Below are 14560 nucleotides of genomic sequence, written 5' to 3'. Positions count from 1 at the left end.
TTCAGACAGATCTTGGCTGTCGTCGCAACATTTGGTCTACTTTAAACAGGTTTGCCAAGGTGAATAGCATGGCTAACTGAGAGTCATTTTTCATCAGTCCTTTATAGCGTGCTTTGATAAAGCCAAACTGACATTTGATGATCCGAAACGGATGCTCTACCTTTGCCCGGATGCTGGCTTTTAAGTATTCGATGTTAATAATGGTTTTGTTCTTACGAGGATGCTTTTTCAGGGCTCGCACCTTGCCGGGACGCTCGGCAATTAGCCATTCTACATTCGAGTCTTTCAGTTCTTCCCGCTTCTCTGCGCCCTGATAACCAGCATCACCAGAGATGAATTCCTCGTCGCCGTGCAACAGGTTTTTCAACTGATTCAGATCATGTTCATTGGCGGCAGTAGTCACCAGCGTATGGGTTAAGCCGCTCTTGGCATCCACGCCAATATGGGCTTTCATGCCGAAGTGCCATTCGTTGCCTTTCTTGGTCTGATGCATATCCGGGTCACGTTGCTTGTCTTTGTTCTTGGTGGAGCTAGGCGCTTCAATAATCGTCGCATCCACCAACGTGCCCTGTGTCATCATCACACCACAATCCGACAGCCATTGGTTGACGGTTTTAAATAACTTGCGCGTGAGTGTGTGTTTTTCCAGTAAGTGCCGGAAATTCATGATGGTGGTGCGGTCAGGAATGGCCTTATCCAGTGACAGTTGTGCAAACTGGCGCATTGAAGTAATCTCGTACAGCGCGTCCTCCATGGCTTCATCACCAAGACTGTACCACTGCTGCATACAGTGAATGCGGAACATGGTTTCCAGCGGATACGGACGGCGACCATTACCCGCCTTGGGGTAGAAAGGGTCTATTACATCCAGCAATTGAGACCACGGTAGCAGGTTATCCATTCGGGATAAAAATATCTCTTTACGAGTCTGACGGCGTTTGCTGGAAAACTCGCTATCGGCAAAGGTGAACTGGTGGCTCATGGAACATTGGTTCCTGCTGGATTGCTATGTCACTATGATCTCACATCAGGAACTTATTCGCATCTTCCTTAGATGGCACTGTGTTGAGTTAGATTGAATTTAACCAGTTCAATGCTTCAAGTTCATCTGAAAACTGTTTTACTCTATATTGAGTAAGTTGGACATTATCTTTGATTGCAGGATAGATACCATTTTGAGGTTCATTATCGAGTATTGCAATTGCAGCGTGTTTGAATTTTAGTTCTGATGTTACAAATCTCGCGAAAATAGTTTGTTCAACTTTTGAAGCTTTTAAATTGGCTAATCGATAATCAATGAGTAACTTATAAATGGCTTTTTGTTTGTAATCAGTAATTATTGTTTGAAAGATTTGAGTGCGTTCATCGAAGTCTATCTCTCCTTCATATACCACCATTATAATGTGAGAATTATCAATTTTTGATATATGGTGTGGCATAACAAAGTTTACTCTATACAAGGCTCATTCATAGGGTTGATTATAGATTAATATGCCAGTGAATCGCTACCAATAACTTAGACACTTCCCAGCCTTTCTTGGTAACGGTTTTCATACTCTACTGGTGACAGCAGATTATTGGAACCATGTTTTCTTTTGCAGTTATAAAACATCTCGATGTATTCAAAGATATCGCTTCTGGCATCGTCTCTTGTTGAGTAGATTTTTCGCTTGATGCGTTCACGTTTCAGTAGTTGGAAGAAACTCTCAGCAACAGCATTGTCGTGACAGTTTCCTCGTCTGCTCATGCTACCTTCCAGGCCATTAGCTTTGAGGAATGCTTGCCAATCATGGCTGGTGTACTGGCTTCCCTGGTCGGAATGCACCATCACTTGTTGTTTAGGATTACGCCGCCAGACAGCCATCAGCAGCGCATTCAGCACAATGTCTTTGGTAATGCGTGACTGCATTGACCAGCCAATCACTTTGCGTGAGAACAAATCCACGACCACTGCCAGATATAACCAACCTTCGTGAGTGCGGATATGTGTAATATCCGTTACCCAGGCTTCATCTGGCGCCGTAGGATTAAACTGACGCTGCAACCGGTTGGGAACAACAATGTGACTCTCACCACCACGATGACGTGGCCTGCGATAGCCCACCTGAGCCTTCAGATCTTCTGAGCATTACTTCAAACAGCTACGTATGATAATAGATTCCCCGTTTAACACGCTATTTACTCTCTATTGCATATCGACTCAAAATTAGTGCAACAATGTTCTTGGCAATATTCTTTTTAGCCTCGTCACTTAGCGCATCTTCAATTTTAAAAAGCTGTGGCCAGAAACACTGCCCTTTTACCAAACTGTCTATTTCATTCACCACGTATTTAACATCATCAAAAGCCAATCTGCCATCAGCCTTTGCATCATTGAGCCATCGATGCATGGCCGTTTCCTGAGCTTTTAACTGCGCTACTTCGTCTTTGAGTTTATCAGGTTTATAAAAGAAGTAGCCAATCGCTACACGGGCTAAATCAAGATGACTTTCACTTACCATAAACTCGATGTCTTTGAGAATGATGCTTTGCAGCTGTGTATCGAGAGGTTCGTTAGGTAAGTAATGCGCTGTGATATTCATTATGGCACTTTGCCACTGCTCGGTGACAAGATGCATAACTAAATCTTCTTTCGTAGAAAAGTGATTATACACAGTACGCTTAGACACATTAGCCAACTCAGCAAGCTTATCCATGCTAGTACCTTTCACGCCAAATTCTTGAAACGCTTGCGTCGCTGCTTGAATAATCGCTTCGCGTTTTAAGTCGCTAAGGGTTCGTGTATTGCCAGCCATTGGTCTACTCTCTTAATCATATAAAACTTCTTTTTACACCGACCAGTTTACTTTTCAATGCAGATGAACCATAATGCACTCGCCAGTTTACTTTTGTATTAGCATACTATAAGGCGCACAATGTTTGCAACGTAGGTTGTTTTTAAATGCAACGATACTGGTTATCTATGTTCAACATATTACTAATGGATGGCATACGACTATGCCCTTGAAACACTACTCACATACTCTAGCGCTAAGTCTCTTTTCTATTTCTATTTTTATTTTCACCGCTTGCTCACCTGAAAAAGCTCAGCAGCAACAATCGGAGGTAGTGCGGCATGTGAAGTTTGCTGAAGTCTCACCTATTCCCAATTTTGACGAATTTACGTTTCCTGCCGTCGTATCTGCTGTGAAAACTGTTGATTTGAGTTTTGAAGTCTCTGGCCGATTAATACAAACCGATTTAGTTACCGGCAGTGATATCACTAAAGGCAAGCTGCTTGCCACAATAGACAGAAAGCCCTTTGAGCGCAGAGTTGAAGAGTCTAAAACCAGATTAGAACAAGCAAAACGAGAACTCGATAGAATTGAAAAAATGTTCGCACAAAATTTTGTATCTCAAAGCGCACTGGATTCGGCAAAAACATCCTATGAATTATCTGTTATTGACCTTAAAAACGCAGAACAAGACTTAAGTTATACTCGGCTTTACGCGCCATTTGATGCGAAAGTATCCCAACGTCTTGTAGAAAATAACAGTTTTGTAAAATCAGGGACTGCTATCGCCCGTTTGCAAGATGTGTCGAAAATCTACTTTAATATCAATGTGCCAGAGCGCTTACTTACCGCCAACATAGGGCGTGGCATTAAGCAAGCGAGTGCCACATTGGCGACAAACCGCAGTCAGTGGTACCCAGTAACTTATGTTGAGCATTCCACACAACCGGACCCCGTATCTCAAACCTACGAAGTAGTATTCGCCATGGAGCCTCGAAAAGAATTACCACTCACTCCTGGTGCTCGAGCAGTGGTTAAAGTAAGCCTTCAAGGTAGTTTATATTCCGACGGCTTAGTCGTGCCAGTGAAAGCACTAGTCGGTGATGAGAACGATGGCTTTGCCGTTTGGGTACTTGATGACAGTCTACAAACAGTGAAACAACACAGCGTTGATGTCAAACATATCGAGGGGGATATTGCTGTAGTAGAAGGGCCAATTTCACTTGGTCAAAAGGTGGTTGCCGCTGGAGCAGCACAAATGCGAGAAAACATGAAAGTGCTTCCGTATAAGGGAGAAAAATAAACCATGGATATCGCCCGCTTTTCAATCGACAAACCCGTAAATGTTTGGCTGATGGTCATCATACTGCTACTAGGTGGTGTGCTGGCTATGACCAAAATTGGTCGACTTGAAGACCCTGCTTTTACCATCAAACAAGTTAAGATATACACTGCTTATCCTGGCGCTAGCGCGGAAAAAGTTGAACGTGAAATCACAGAACGTTTAGAAATCGCTATTCAACAAATGCCCCAATTAAAAGAAGTGACTTCAATATCTTCTCCAGGGCGTTCTGAAATTACCGTAGAGGTAAAGAGAACTTACGATAGTGATGTGTTACCTCAAATTTGGGACGAATTGAGGAAGCGCCTTCACGACACCGCCAGTTCGCTGCCCACGGGCGCTCAAGACCCCGTAGTATTTGATGACTTCGGTGATGTTTATGGGCTTTATTACGCTCTCAGCGCTCCAGATTTCGATACCCATGAGTTACGTGAGTTTGCCCGAATTATTCGTCGAGATTTACTTACCACTGAAGGTGTGGCAAAGGTCAACGTAACCGGTATTCAAAAAGAGCAAATTGTTGCTTACATCAACCCATATCAACTCGCTGGGTTGGGTATTTCTTTCCCAGATTTGACCTCATTGTTCCAAGACAATCTTCGACCATTCAATGGTGGGCGCGTAAAGGTGGATGAAAAAAACGTGCGCTTGATTGTCAAGCGTGCACCAGACAGATTAGATGAAATTTCAAATCTATCACTGGTGATCCCTGGTACAAACCGTTCTTTGCGTGTTGCTGATGTTGCGACCTTAAAACTCGAACCTGCTGATATTCAGCCTGTATTAGTGCGATATAACGGTGCAGAAGCCCTTACGCTAAGTGTGTCAGCATTAACGGATGTGAACATCGTAGATGTCGGCGAGCGAGTAAATGCAAAAGTGGAGGCCCTGCTCAAACAACTTCCAGTTGGTATTACCCTGACTCCCATTTACGATCAAGCCTCAGTAGTTGATGATTCGGTGGACGGCTTTATCAATAACCTTGTGATGTCTGTGGCCGTGGTAACATTAACCTTGTGTTTATTCATGGGATGGCGCTCTGGGGTTGTGGTAGGCACTGTATTACTTGTTACCGTACTCGGTACCATCCTCATCATGTGGTTGATGGATATTCAGCTTCAGCGTATTTCATTAGGGGCAATGGTCATCGCCATGGGTATGCTGGTCGATAATGCAATAGTGGTAGCAGAAGGCATGATGCTGCGAATGGCAACAGGTGCCTCAGCAAAAGATGCAGCCAGCTTCATTGTTAAGCGCACACAATGGCCGTTATTAGGCGCAACCATAATAGGTATTGCCGCCTTCTCTGGCATTGGTTTATCTAACGATGCAACCGGCGAGCTCCTTTATTCATTGTTTGCCGTAGTGTTGGTTTCATTGATGATCAGCTGGATACTTGCCGTAACGTTGGTCCCCGTATTAGGCGCACATTTTTATCGCAAGGGCATGTCGCAATCACAAAGTGATGCGCCCTCCGCTGCACAACAGTGGTTTAAACACACACTTATCGGCGCACTGAAACTGCGTTGGGTAACCATTGCAGCACTCCTCGTTATTACCATTGTTGCCTATGGCAGTTTTGGTATGGTCAAACAAGGGTTCCTTCCACCATCAAATGCACCGGTATTTTTTGTGCACTATTGGGGGCCCCAAGACCGCGACATTCGCGCGACAGAGCAAATTGCCAAAGAAGCAGAGAAACGTATTTTAGCGCTGGATAATGTCAGTGCCGTAACCACATTTATTGGGCAAGGTGCTGATAGATTTACGCTGACATACGCGCCAAAAAGCGCTAATGAAAACTATGCATTCTTTATGGTCCGTGCCAGCGAATTAGAGCACATTCCTGCCATTCAACGTGCATTAACCAGCAAGCTAAGTGATTTGGATTTAGATGCCAATTTCTATATGGAGCGCATGCAATTTGGTCCAGGCTCAGGCGCTAAACTCGAAGCGCGTTTCTCAGGTCCAGATACTGAAGTGTTACGCCAACTAGCAGAAGAAGCCAAAGCCCGTTTATTTGAAGATGGTCAGGTGATTGATGTTCGTCATAACTGGCGAGAGAAAGGGTTTGCAATAAACACACAGTTCGACAACTACAATGCGGGAATTGCTGGGGTTTCGCATTCAGATTTTAGTCAAACCGTACAGTACGCAAGCAGTGGTGTGAAACTGGGCACCGTGCAAGATGGTGATTATGCCTATAATATCATGGCAAAAATGGGGAACGCCGATGACACGGCTCTTCAGTCTATTCGCGAGTCTCAAGTATGGTCTTCTCAGCAACGTCAGTATATTCCTTTTACCCAGGTATCACATGGCTTAGACCTTATGACTGAAGAGCTGCGCATTCATCGCAAAGATCGCCTGCGCACCATAACCGTTGAAGCAGAGCCTGGCGAACATGAAACCGCAGGCAAAGCGCTGGCGCGTATTCGCCCGTTAATTGAAGATATTGATTTGCCTGCGGGCTACAACCTTGAATGGGGTGGTGAGTTTGAAAGCGCTAGCGAAGCTCAACAGGCCTTAGGTGCAGGTTTACCCGCTGGTTTCTTAGTGATGTTCATTATCTCGGTGTTATTGTTTGGCCACGTACGCCAACCGCTTATTATATGGCTGGTTGTCCCCATGGCGGTAGTAGGTGTAGTCACGGGCTTGTTGTCTACTGATATGCCATTCGGCTTTATGTCGCTACTGGGCTTTTTGAGTTTATTCGGGATGCTGATTAAAAATGCCATAGTACTTATTGAAGAAATTGATCTTCAAATTGAAGAAGGATTGGCAATAAAAAGCGCCATCGTTGAAGCCACACTAAGCCGCGTCAGACCCGTAGCACTTGCGGCCGTGACAACTATATTGGGGATGGCTCCATTGTTGTTTGATGCTTTTTTTGCCGATATGGCTGTGACCATAATGGGCGGACTCACATTCGCGACAATTCTAACGCTTATTGCCGTTCCCGTTTTATATAGCCTGCTATTTAAAGTAAGTTATAGAAAAGCCTAGCAGCTTCTGAATAAATGTAACGTTAATTTGGCGCTTGCTCGATACGCTCTATCACCTTTGATAAAACGCTCGTCAAAGGTGCTAGCGCCATTTTAGCGTTTTGCTTCTACCCTTTTCTGCATAAACTTCATCACATTTCGCCACGACACTATACCCACTGGGTGATAATGTATGTCGACTATGGGTATGCACGATATCTTATTGTTATTGAACAATTCGATGGCAGTAAAAACGGAATCCTCCGGGGTTAAGGTGATGACTTCTCGGGTCATGATTTGATGGGCACGCTTATCTAAATGTTGCTCTGTCTCGCACTCGCTCACCAACGGTATCAATAAACGGACTTATCGCTTTTAAAAAATCGCGATCTGAAATGATTCCGGTAAGTACATTGTCATGTACCACGAGTAAATGATGAAATCCCGTTGCCGAAAATAGCTCTCTAAGCGACTGTAAGCTGTCATCCATGTGAACACTCACTACGCGCTTAGACATTATGTTCGCTATGCCCATGCATACCCTCTTGTCGACTACAAAGCACCTGTCTAATTATTGAGATTAAAAATCACACTGGCGAAAAGCAAGTATTATCTCAATAAAACAATTTTATTGATGAGCAATTCACCTGTGCATCTTTATTACCAAGCCTGAGCCCTAACGGGGTAAGATTAATGCACAAATTGAGTATTCCTTATATCTGCAACAGAATATTTATAAGAAGCGTCTAGCCACTGCTTGTAATAAGCCTTAGACTGCGAGCATAAAAATAAAAACGACAGTTATGGTGAATCCTCAAATCACGCACTTTTTCCCATTCGTCAACAGGGTCCATTCCTGCCCAATCTTCAAATAGCTGAGTTTGTTGCCTGCTTAGTCTTAGGCCGTATTGATCACGCATGTAGAAATAAATTCTAGCAATATCACCCTGACGGTTAACTGGTGGTTCTGCTCGACGGTCTTTGAAATCAACTTCGAAGTCACATAGACCATAGGATCTTGGTTCATTCGGAATCATGCCAAATCGTAAATTTGATCTATCCCCATTGAGCTCTCCTACAGATGGTACGAGGTTATGGAGATCCGAAACCATTTTAGAAAACTCAGGCTCATTCTTTTCGCAGTTCCGACGTCCGCCGTTTTGCCAGCATTGGCGTGGATGGTCAATTTCCCAAGCTGAGACAACGTGCTCCCACTCCAAGCGTTCTCCTAGTTTCGGTTGCTTCCTTGGTTCATATCCGCAAGATGCAGCATCAATCGCACCATCATTGTTATAGCTACATCCACAGTAAAACGTACTCTGGTTGTCTTGGTAAATTTCTCGGGCAAATCGTTTTGCCTGGCTGAACGATGTTGGGTGTTCTGCAAATGCAGGGATAGCGAACAACACTATCAAGAAAGTAACGAGAAAATTAGTTCTATTCATGTAAATTGGCCAAAAATGACAGTTAAATTCATTTTAATGATTTTGATAGAAAATACAGCAAGATGAAGAGCCCCTTCGAGAGGGGCTGGTTGATGGGAGCCTAGTTGGCTAGTTGGCGGGGGTATCTGTTTCCTCTTCAGTGATATCGTCATCGGTTGAAGGCACCGCTTGTTCAACTTCTGCTTCTTTACCTTTGGCTTGAGCTGATTTTCGTGCTCGAATTTCGATATCAATAATGCGTCGTGCAAGTTTGATAATGCGCTGTTGCCATGCGTAGTTGCCATCAACACGTTGTTTGTTGCTGAGCACGCTAGACAACCAGAGTGTGTCCATTGAGATCATCAACGCATCGAGTTTGCGAACTAAGCCGACAAACTGGCCAACCTGAGGCGAGCTGATTTTGGCGTTGAAGGTAATCGGGTCGGTGTAGTCAGGTACTTCATCGATGCCGTTGGACTCCATCAGTTTGTCCAAACGAGCTTGTTCGTTGTCTACCGCTTTAGCGCAATCCTCGATCAACTGGCTAATGATCTGTTCCACTTCATCAATTTCGTTCTCATCGCCAATGATGCGCAGGATGACATCGATTCCGTAAAGCGCACTGACCGTCCGTCTAAAAACACGGTCAACGACACGTTGCGCCTGTAAGCTGTTAATTGTGAATGATTGTTCAAAGATGGGTTTTGAGTAATTGGGTTTTGCTTGGGCCATAAGTTTGCTCCTGATATGACAAAAATCAGTCCCTAGCCTAATCCTCTGTGCGGTAATGGCCTTTCAGCTAGGTGGAAGAATTGAGCATCTTTCTGACTATCCTGTCTGGATAAGACGGTTATACTGACTATCAAATATTGCTGATCTGTTTCAGTGATATCTGCGCCTGAGAGCATGAGCTCAAAGGAAGCCCGCCGCTGAGTATTCTCAGTGGTACTAAGAGGTAGCTAGCCTCCCTAAACAAATAGCCTGCATGTTTTTACATGCTCAACCATGCGTTCCTTACGGTTCGCCTTTTCACCACCCAACTGGGGGAGTTTTCCCCAGTTGGGGGTGACTCCTTCAAAACCAACTTAAGGAGTCACCAATGGAATATATCTTCGGATTTATTATCCAAATCGCAGGCATTATGTTGCTTGCAAAACTGAGCTGGTCGCTTTTGCGATTGCTTGCTCGTCAAAGCGTGCGTCCGTTTCGATTTGTACTTACTCAAATTAAGCGATTGCTCACACCAACACTAAAACGTCGTCCAATGGCAGTGCCTAAAGCTCCTGGTATGCCCCGTTTGACATCTGCGTTTTACAAAGAGCCACATCCGTACGACATGGCTTTACTCGAAATACCAACCTATCTGCGTCGTCAGTCTTCTTTGCCCAGCCGGGTAGAAGCGACTGTGTGCACAGAGTTCAACTAAGACGAGGAGAACATCATGAAAAACCAAGTAACACTCATAGGCTACGTTGGCTCTGAGCCAGAGACACGAGCCTATCCATCAGGTGATTTAGTGACCAGTATTTCACTGGCCACTTCTGAGAAATGGCGCGACCGTCAATCCAATGAGCTCAAAGAGCATACGGAATGGCATCGGGTTGTTTTTCGAGATCGTGGTGGATTTAAGTTAGGGCTAAGAGCAAAAGATTTAATCCAAAAAGGAGCGAAGCTTTTTGTTCAAGGGCCTCAGCGCACGCACTCATGGGAGAAAGATGGTATTAAGCATCGATTGACCGAAGTGGACGCGGACGAGTTTCTGCTTCTTGATAGTGTGAACAAAGCATCTGAGCCATCATCTGCGGATGATGCGGGCTCCAAAGCTAATTGGGCACAAACTTATCTTGAACCAGATTTTTAACCGAGCAAGAACGCTTTAACCCAGCCGGGAGTACTTTCCCGTCAGGGGCAGACTCCCACTTTGATTGTCGGAGTCCAAAATGGAAAAACCAAAGCTAATCCAACGCTTTGCTGAGCGCTTTAGTGTCGATCCAAACAAGTTGTTCGATACCCTAAAAGCAACAGCATTCAAGCAACGTGACGGTAGTGCACCGACCAATGAGCAGATGATGGCGCTCTTGGTTGTTGCAGATCAGTACGGCTTGAACCCTTTCACCAAAGAGATTTTTGCGTTCCCTGATAAGCAAGCTGGGATTATCCCAGTGGTAGGTGTCGATGGCTGGTCTCGCATCATCAATCAACACGACCAGTTTGATGGCATGGAGTTTAAGACTTCAGAAAACAAAGTCTCAATGGATGGTGCGAAAGAATGCCCGGAATGGATGGAATGCATCATCTATCGGCGCGACCGTTCGCACCCAGTCAAAATCACTGAGTATTTGGATGAAGTCTATCGACCGCCTTTTGAAGGTAACGGCAAAAATGGCCCTTACCGTGTAGATGGTCCATGGCAGACGCACACTAAGCGAATGCTAAGACATAAATCCATGATCCAGTGTTCCCGCATTGCGTTTGGCTTTGTGGGAATTTTCGATCAAGACGAAGCGGAGCGAATTATCGAAGGCCAAGCAACACATGTTGTTGAGCCATCGGTGATTCCACCCGAGCAAGTTGATGATCGAACCCGAGGGCTTGTTTACAAGCTTATCGAGCGGGCGGAAGCTTCAAACGCTTGGAATAGTGCATTGGAATATGCCAATGAACATTTTCAGGGTGTTGAACTGACGTTTGCGAAACAAGAAATATTTAATGCACAGCAACAAGCAGCCAAAGCGCTTACACAGCCTTTAGCTTCTTAGAGCCACGCATTCATTTTACTAACCCTGGCGGGATTATTCTCCCGTCAGGGGGAAGGTCTCGTCTTTTTTTGGAGATCTTCCATGACTAAATCAGCCTCACTTTTTCGCTTGGTATTGGTTGTTGCCCTTGTCTTAGGTTCGATTCAAGCCGGTAAAGCGGCAATTGATTCGGTTCAAGCAAGTGTTGTTCAGCACCAAACAGCGTTAGCACAAGCTGCAAAGTAACCACTTAACCCTGAAGGGGAGTTCTCTCCTTCGGGGAAGTCTCCCCTCAAAGGAGGCAATATGAAGGTTATCGACCTATCACAACGTACTCCTGCATGGCACCAGTGGCGCATTGCAGGGGTTACGGCATCTGAAGCCCCAATTATTATGGGGCGTTCACCCTACAAAACACCTTGGCGATTATGGGCAGAAAAAACTGGATTCGTATTACCGGAAGACCTGTCGAATAATCCAAATGTGCTTCGCGGTATACGGTTGGAGCCTCAAGCAAGGCGAGCATTTGAGAATGCGCACAATGACTTTCTTCTGCCGTTATGTGCTGAAGCCGATCATAACGCAATCTTTCGGGCCAGCTTTGATGGCATCAACGATGCGGGCGAACCCGTTGAACTGAAATGTCCTTGCCAGTCAGTTTTTGAGGATGTGCAAGCTCACAGAGAACAAAGTGAGGCGTACCAGTTGTATTGGGTGCAAGTTCAGCATCAAATACTGGTCGCCAATAGCACGCGTGGTTGGTTGGTATTCTATTTTGAGGATCAACTGATTGAGTTTGAAATACAACGAGACGCGGCGTTCTTAACTGAATTGCAAGAAACAGCGCTTCAGTTTTGGGAGTTAGTACAGACCAAAAAAGAACCGTCAAAATGCCCTGAACAAGATTGTTTTGTTCCCAAGGGTGAAGCCCAATACCGCTGGACATCGCTGTCTCGGCAGTATTGCTCAGCACATGCCGAAGTTGTCCGACTGGAAAATCACATTAAATCTTTGAAAGAGGAAATGCGAGAAGCTCAGTCAAAATTGGTCGCTATGATGGGTAATTACGCTCATGCGGATTATGCTGGGGTCAAACTCAGCCGCTACATGATGGCGGGCACTGTGGACTATAAGCAATTGGCCACCGATAAATTAGGCGAACTGGACGAACAGGTTTTAGCCACTTACCGAAAAGCGCCACAAGAGCGGTTGCGTATCAGCACCAATAAGCCAGAGCAGCCCGTTGAAACACCAATCAAAATCAGTCTTGAGCAAGAGAACTTGGTTCTGCCAGGTGACTCGCCGAGCTCATTTTATTTTTAACGTTCACTTGGAGCCGATTTCGGCTCCTTTCTCATGCGCTTACATCGAGTGCATCAGAAAGCAGTTTCACTCGTAGCCAATGCTGGGTACGAATGATAGAGCGAGCTGAACTCTTACATACACAGCCATACCACAATCCACACACCACCCGACGGGGACTTCATTCCCTGCTGGGGCATGGGGCCTCGTCAAAACTGATGAGGTTTACAATGACTGAACAATCCCCATTTTTGGTTCAAGTGAATCAAGCGTTTAATGTCCCGGCTCCTGATGCTTTCGTTCTGGAAGGATTTAGTGCCGACACTACCCATCCAAACATTCCCGTTCGCAAGGACGAGTATGTTTTTAGAAAAGAAGACTTACGTGACGTATTGGCGTTCTTGTCTAACCCAGACGGTGACGGTTTGTATATTACAGGCCCCACTGGATGCGGTAAGACCTCGCTAATTTGCCAAGTTGCTTCTCGATTGAATTGGCCTGTTCAGCAAATTACTGCGCACGGTCGATTGGAGTTGTCCGATCTTATCGGTCACCACACACTGGTTAATGGCAACATGACCTTTGTGTATGGACCGCTGGCGCTGGCTGTCAAGCATGGCCATTTGCTGATCATTAATGAAATGGATCTTGCTGAGCCTGCTGAACTGGCTGGACTCAATGACATTTTGGAAGGTGCCCCTTTGGTCATCGCACAAAATGGCGGAGAGATCATCATGCCACACAACAAGTTTCGATTTATTGCTACCGGCAACAGTGCGGGCAGCGGTGACCAAACGGGCTTGTATCAAGGCGTGCTTCAACAGAATTTGGCTTTCCTTGATCGCTTTAGAATCATTGAGGCGACCTATGCAGAACCATCTGTAGAGGAAGCCATTCTGGAGAACGTTGCGCCGGGCTTACCAGAGGTCTTTCGCCAAAAAATGGTGAAGGTGGCTGGTGACATTCGTCGTCTTTTTATTGGGGGCGCGGATGGCGGTGCAGAACTCAGTATCACCATGTCCACTCGGACCTTGGTGCGCTGGGCAAAGTTAACACTTGCTTTTAAAGGAGCTCCTAACGCAGTGGAGTATGCACTGGTTCGGTCTTTGACGGCTCGTGCTGAGTTGGAGCAACGTGAAGCCATTCACCGTATTGCCGCTGATGTCTTCGGTGACCACTGGGAGGATTGATGATGGAAAAGTGCTTTGCTCTTTACCGTTACAGTCATTCTGATGGGACAGCCAAAGAATGGGCAATTTACGTTGGATCAGATAACCAGGAGATTGAGGTTCGGTTTGGAAAAGCAGGTCAATTGTCGCAGCAGCGATTGATTGATTCGACTGATCCTAACGCTGAAGCAGACCGACGAATCAATGAGAAAATCAACAAGGGTTATCGATTGGTTGGACAAGTCGGCATTGATCATCAAGGGCGGCCATTTGAACTCTCAAATGCGCTAGATAGCGTCGCGTGTGCCAATAACGTCAGTTGGGAGTTTCGTACTCGCAAGGACGTCAATGGCCAAATCTCGCTGGCGCAAAAAGCGTTGTTCGATATGGCAAAGCTGCTTGAAGCCTATGGCTTGGCTGTTATTGATGATAACCAGATCAGGATTGGAGAATGGTCATTAGGGTTTTGCAAAAGCGGATTACCTAGTACCAATCAAATCAGCATGGTGTCAGGTGAAGGCGCTGGCATTGTTAACACTGATGATGGCCCGTGGCCATTGTTGCTGTTACTGGCCTTTAAGCGTCAATTACCACCACTGTGTTCGCTCACAGTAGCGAGTCCTGAAGGGATAGAAGTATCCGACCAACTGAAGTTGGAAAAAGATGTATTGCGGTTGCTAGGCAGTGATTTAGAGCGGGTTCGCCCGATAGCTGAAGCACTGGACTTAATGCCTGTGAAAATCGATCTCAACCAATCGTCGCCTGATTCGCAAAATTACTATTTCTGATAGCGGTATTGCCATTAGCGCGTCAACTACTACCACCCA

At 45.5% G+C, this 14560-nt stretch carries 14 protein-coding genes and 2 pseudogenes; 9 read left to right on the top strand and 7 right to left on the bottom strand.

What is annotated here, in order from left to right:
* Position 1 precedes the first annotated feature (1 nt).
* The 4 genes and pseudogenes from IEW93_RS17365 to IEW93_RS17350 all read right to left on the bottom strand — a co-directional run bounded on the left by IEW93_RS17365 (position 2) and on the right by IEW93_RS17350 (position 2795).
* On the bottom strand, positions 2 to 982 hold the full coding sequence (locus IEW93_RS17365; protein WP_136249859.1) for an IS5 family transposase: 981 nt from the start codon (positions 980 to 982) through the stop codon (positions 2 to 4).
* A gap of 88 nt (positions 983 to 1070) precedes the next feature.
* Positions 1071 to 1439 carry a hypothetical protein gene (locus IEW93_RS17360; protein WP_136249858.1) on the bottom strand — a complete coding sequence of 123 codons (369 nt, stop codon included), beginning with the start codon at positions 1437 to 1439 and terminating at the stop codon, positions 1071 to 1073.
* Positions 1440 to 1516: 77 nt separating this feature from the next.
* Positions 1517 to 2116 (bottom strand): annotated as a pseudogene (locus IEW93_RS17355) (IS3 family transposase); the annotation flags it as partial.
* Positions 2117 to 2174: 58 nt separating this feature from the next.
* Entirely contained in the window at positions 2175 to 2795 is a 621-nt protein-coding gene (locus tag IEW93_RS17350) for a TetR/AcrR family transcriptional regulator (protein ID WP_188740524.1), read from the bottom strand.
* 208 nt (positions 2796 to 3003) lie between these two features.
* Here IEW93_RS17350 and IEW93_RS17345 point away from each other — a divergent pair, with 208 nt between their 5' ends.
* Together IEW93_RS17345 and IEW93_RS17340 are read left to right on the top strand one after the other, a co-directional pair.
* The gene (locus IEW93_RS17345) at positions 3004 to 4077 is read left to right on the top strand and encodes an efflux RND transporter periplasmic adaptor subunit (RefSeq protein WP_188740537.1); all 1074 of its coding nucleotides are present in this window, start codon (positions 3004 to 3006) and stop codon (positions 4075 to 4077) included.
* Between the two features lie 3 nt (positions 4078 to 4080).
* Positions 4081 to 7122: an efflux RND transporter permease subunit gene (locus IEW93_RS17340; protein ID WP_188740523.1), complete on the top strand. Its 3042-nt coding sequence runs from the start codon at positions 4081 to 4083 to the stop codon at positions 7120 to 7122.
* Positions 7123 to 7214: 92 nt separating this feature from the next.
* Here IEW93_RS17340 and IEW93_RS17335 read toward each other — a convergent pair.
* The 3 genes and pseudogenes from IEW93_RS17335 to IEW93_RS17325 form a co-directional block, all read right to left on the bottom strand.
* A pseudogene (locus IEW93_RS17335) lies at positions 7215 to 7635 on the bottom strand (CBS domain-containing protein).
* A gap of 211 nt (positions 7636 to 7846) precedes the next feature.
* Positions 7847 to 8545, bottom strand: coding sequence for an endonuclease (locus IEW93_RS17330; RefSeq protein WP_136249856.1), 699 nt, complete (start codon positions 8543 to 8545; stop codon positions 7847 to 7849).
* 108 nt (positions 8546 to 8653) lie between these two features.
* Positions 8654 to 9256 carry a hypothetical protein gene (locus IEW93_RS17325; protein ID WP_025574392.1) on the bottom strand — a complete coding sequence of 201 codons (603 nt, stop codon included), beginning with the start codon at positions 9254 to 9256 and terminating at the stop codon, positions 8654 to 8656.
* Positions 9257 to 9623: 367 nt separating this feature from the next.
* Between IEW93_RS17325 and IEW93_RS17320 the strand changes: the two genes are divergently transcribed.
* The 7 genes from IEW93_RS17320 (at position 9624) to IEW93_RS17290 (ending at position 14521) form a co-directional block, all read left to right on the top strand.
* Positions 9624 to 9950, top strand: a complete 327-nt coding sequence (locus IEW93_RS17320) for a plasmid-related protein (protein WP_188740522.1) — start codon at positions 9624 to 9626, stop codon at positions 9948 to 9950.
* 15 nt (positions 9951 to 9965) lie between these two features.
* Complete coding sequence (locus IEW93_RS17315; RefSeq protein ID WP_188740521.1) at positions 9966 to 10385, top strand: single-stranded DNA-binding protein; 420 nt, start codon at positions 9966 to 9968, stop codon at positions 10383 to 10385.
* 79 nt (positions 10386 to 10464) lie between these two features.
* The gene (gene bet, locus IEW93_RS17310) at positions 10465 to 11283 is read left to right on the top strand and encodes a phage recombination protein Bet (RefSeq protein WP_000414664.1); all 819 of its coding nucleotides are present in this window, start codon (positions 10465 to 10467) and stop codon (positions 11281 to 11283) included.
* An 81-nt stretch (positions 11284 to 11364) separates the two neighbouring features.
* The gene (locus IEW93_RS17305) at positions 11365 to 11508 is read left to right on the top strand and encodes a hypothetical protein (protein ID WP_015066581.1); all 144 of its coding nucleotides are present in this window, start codon (positions 11365 to 11367) and stop codon (positions 11506 to 11508) included.
* 60 nt (positions 11509 to 11568) lie between these two features.
* Entirely contained in the window at positions 11569 to 12585 is a 1017-nt protein-coding gene (locus IEW93_RS17300) for a YqaJ viral recombinase family nuclease (RefSeq protein ID WP_148537099.1), read from the top strand.
* 209 nt (positions 12586 to 12794) lie between these two features.
* A complete protein-coding gene (locus tag IEW93_RS17295) occupies positions 12795 to 13754 on the top strand; it encodes an AAA family ATPase (protein ID WP_007104990.1) in 960 nt (319 codons plus the stop codon).
* A gap of 2 nt (positions 13755 to 13756) precedes the next feature.
* Positions 13757 to 14521: a hypothetical protein gene (locus IEW93_RS17290; RefSeq protein ID WP_428847855.1), complete on the top strand. Its 765-nt coding sequence runs from the start codon at positions 13757 to 13759 to the stop codon at positions 14519 to 14521.
* Positions 14522 to 14560: the final 39 nt, after the last annotated feature.

Origin of the sequence: Shewanella inventionis (genome assembly GCF_014641855.1) — a bacterium.
GTDB lineage: Bacteria > Pseudomonadota > Gammaproteobacteria > Enterobacterales > Shewanellaceae > Shewanella > Shewanella inventionis.
The sequence above is the reverse complement of the archived record's forward strand: the minus strand, read 5'-3'. Positions and strand labels throughout refer to the sequence as shown.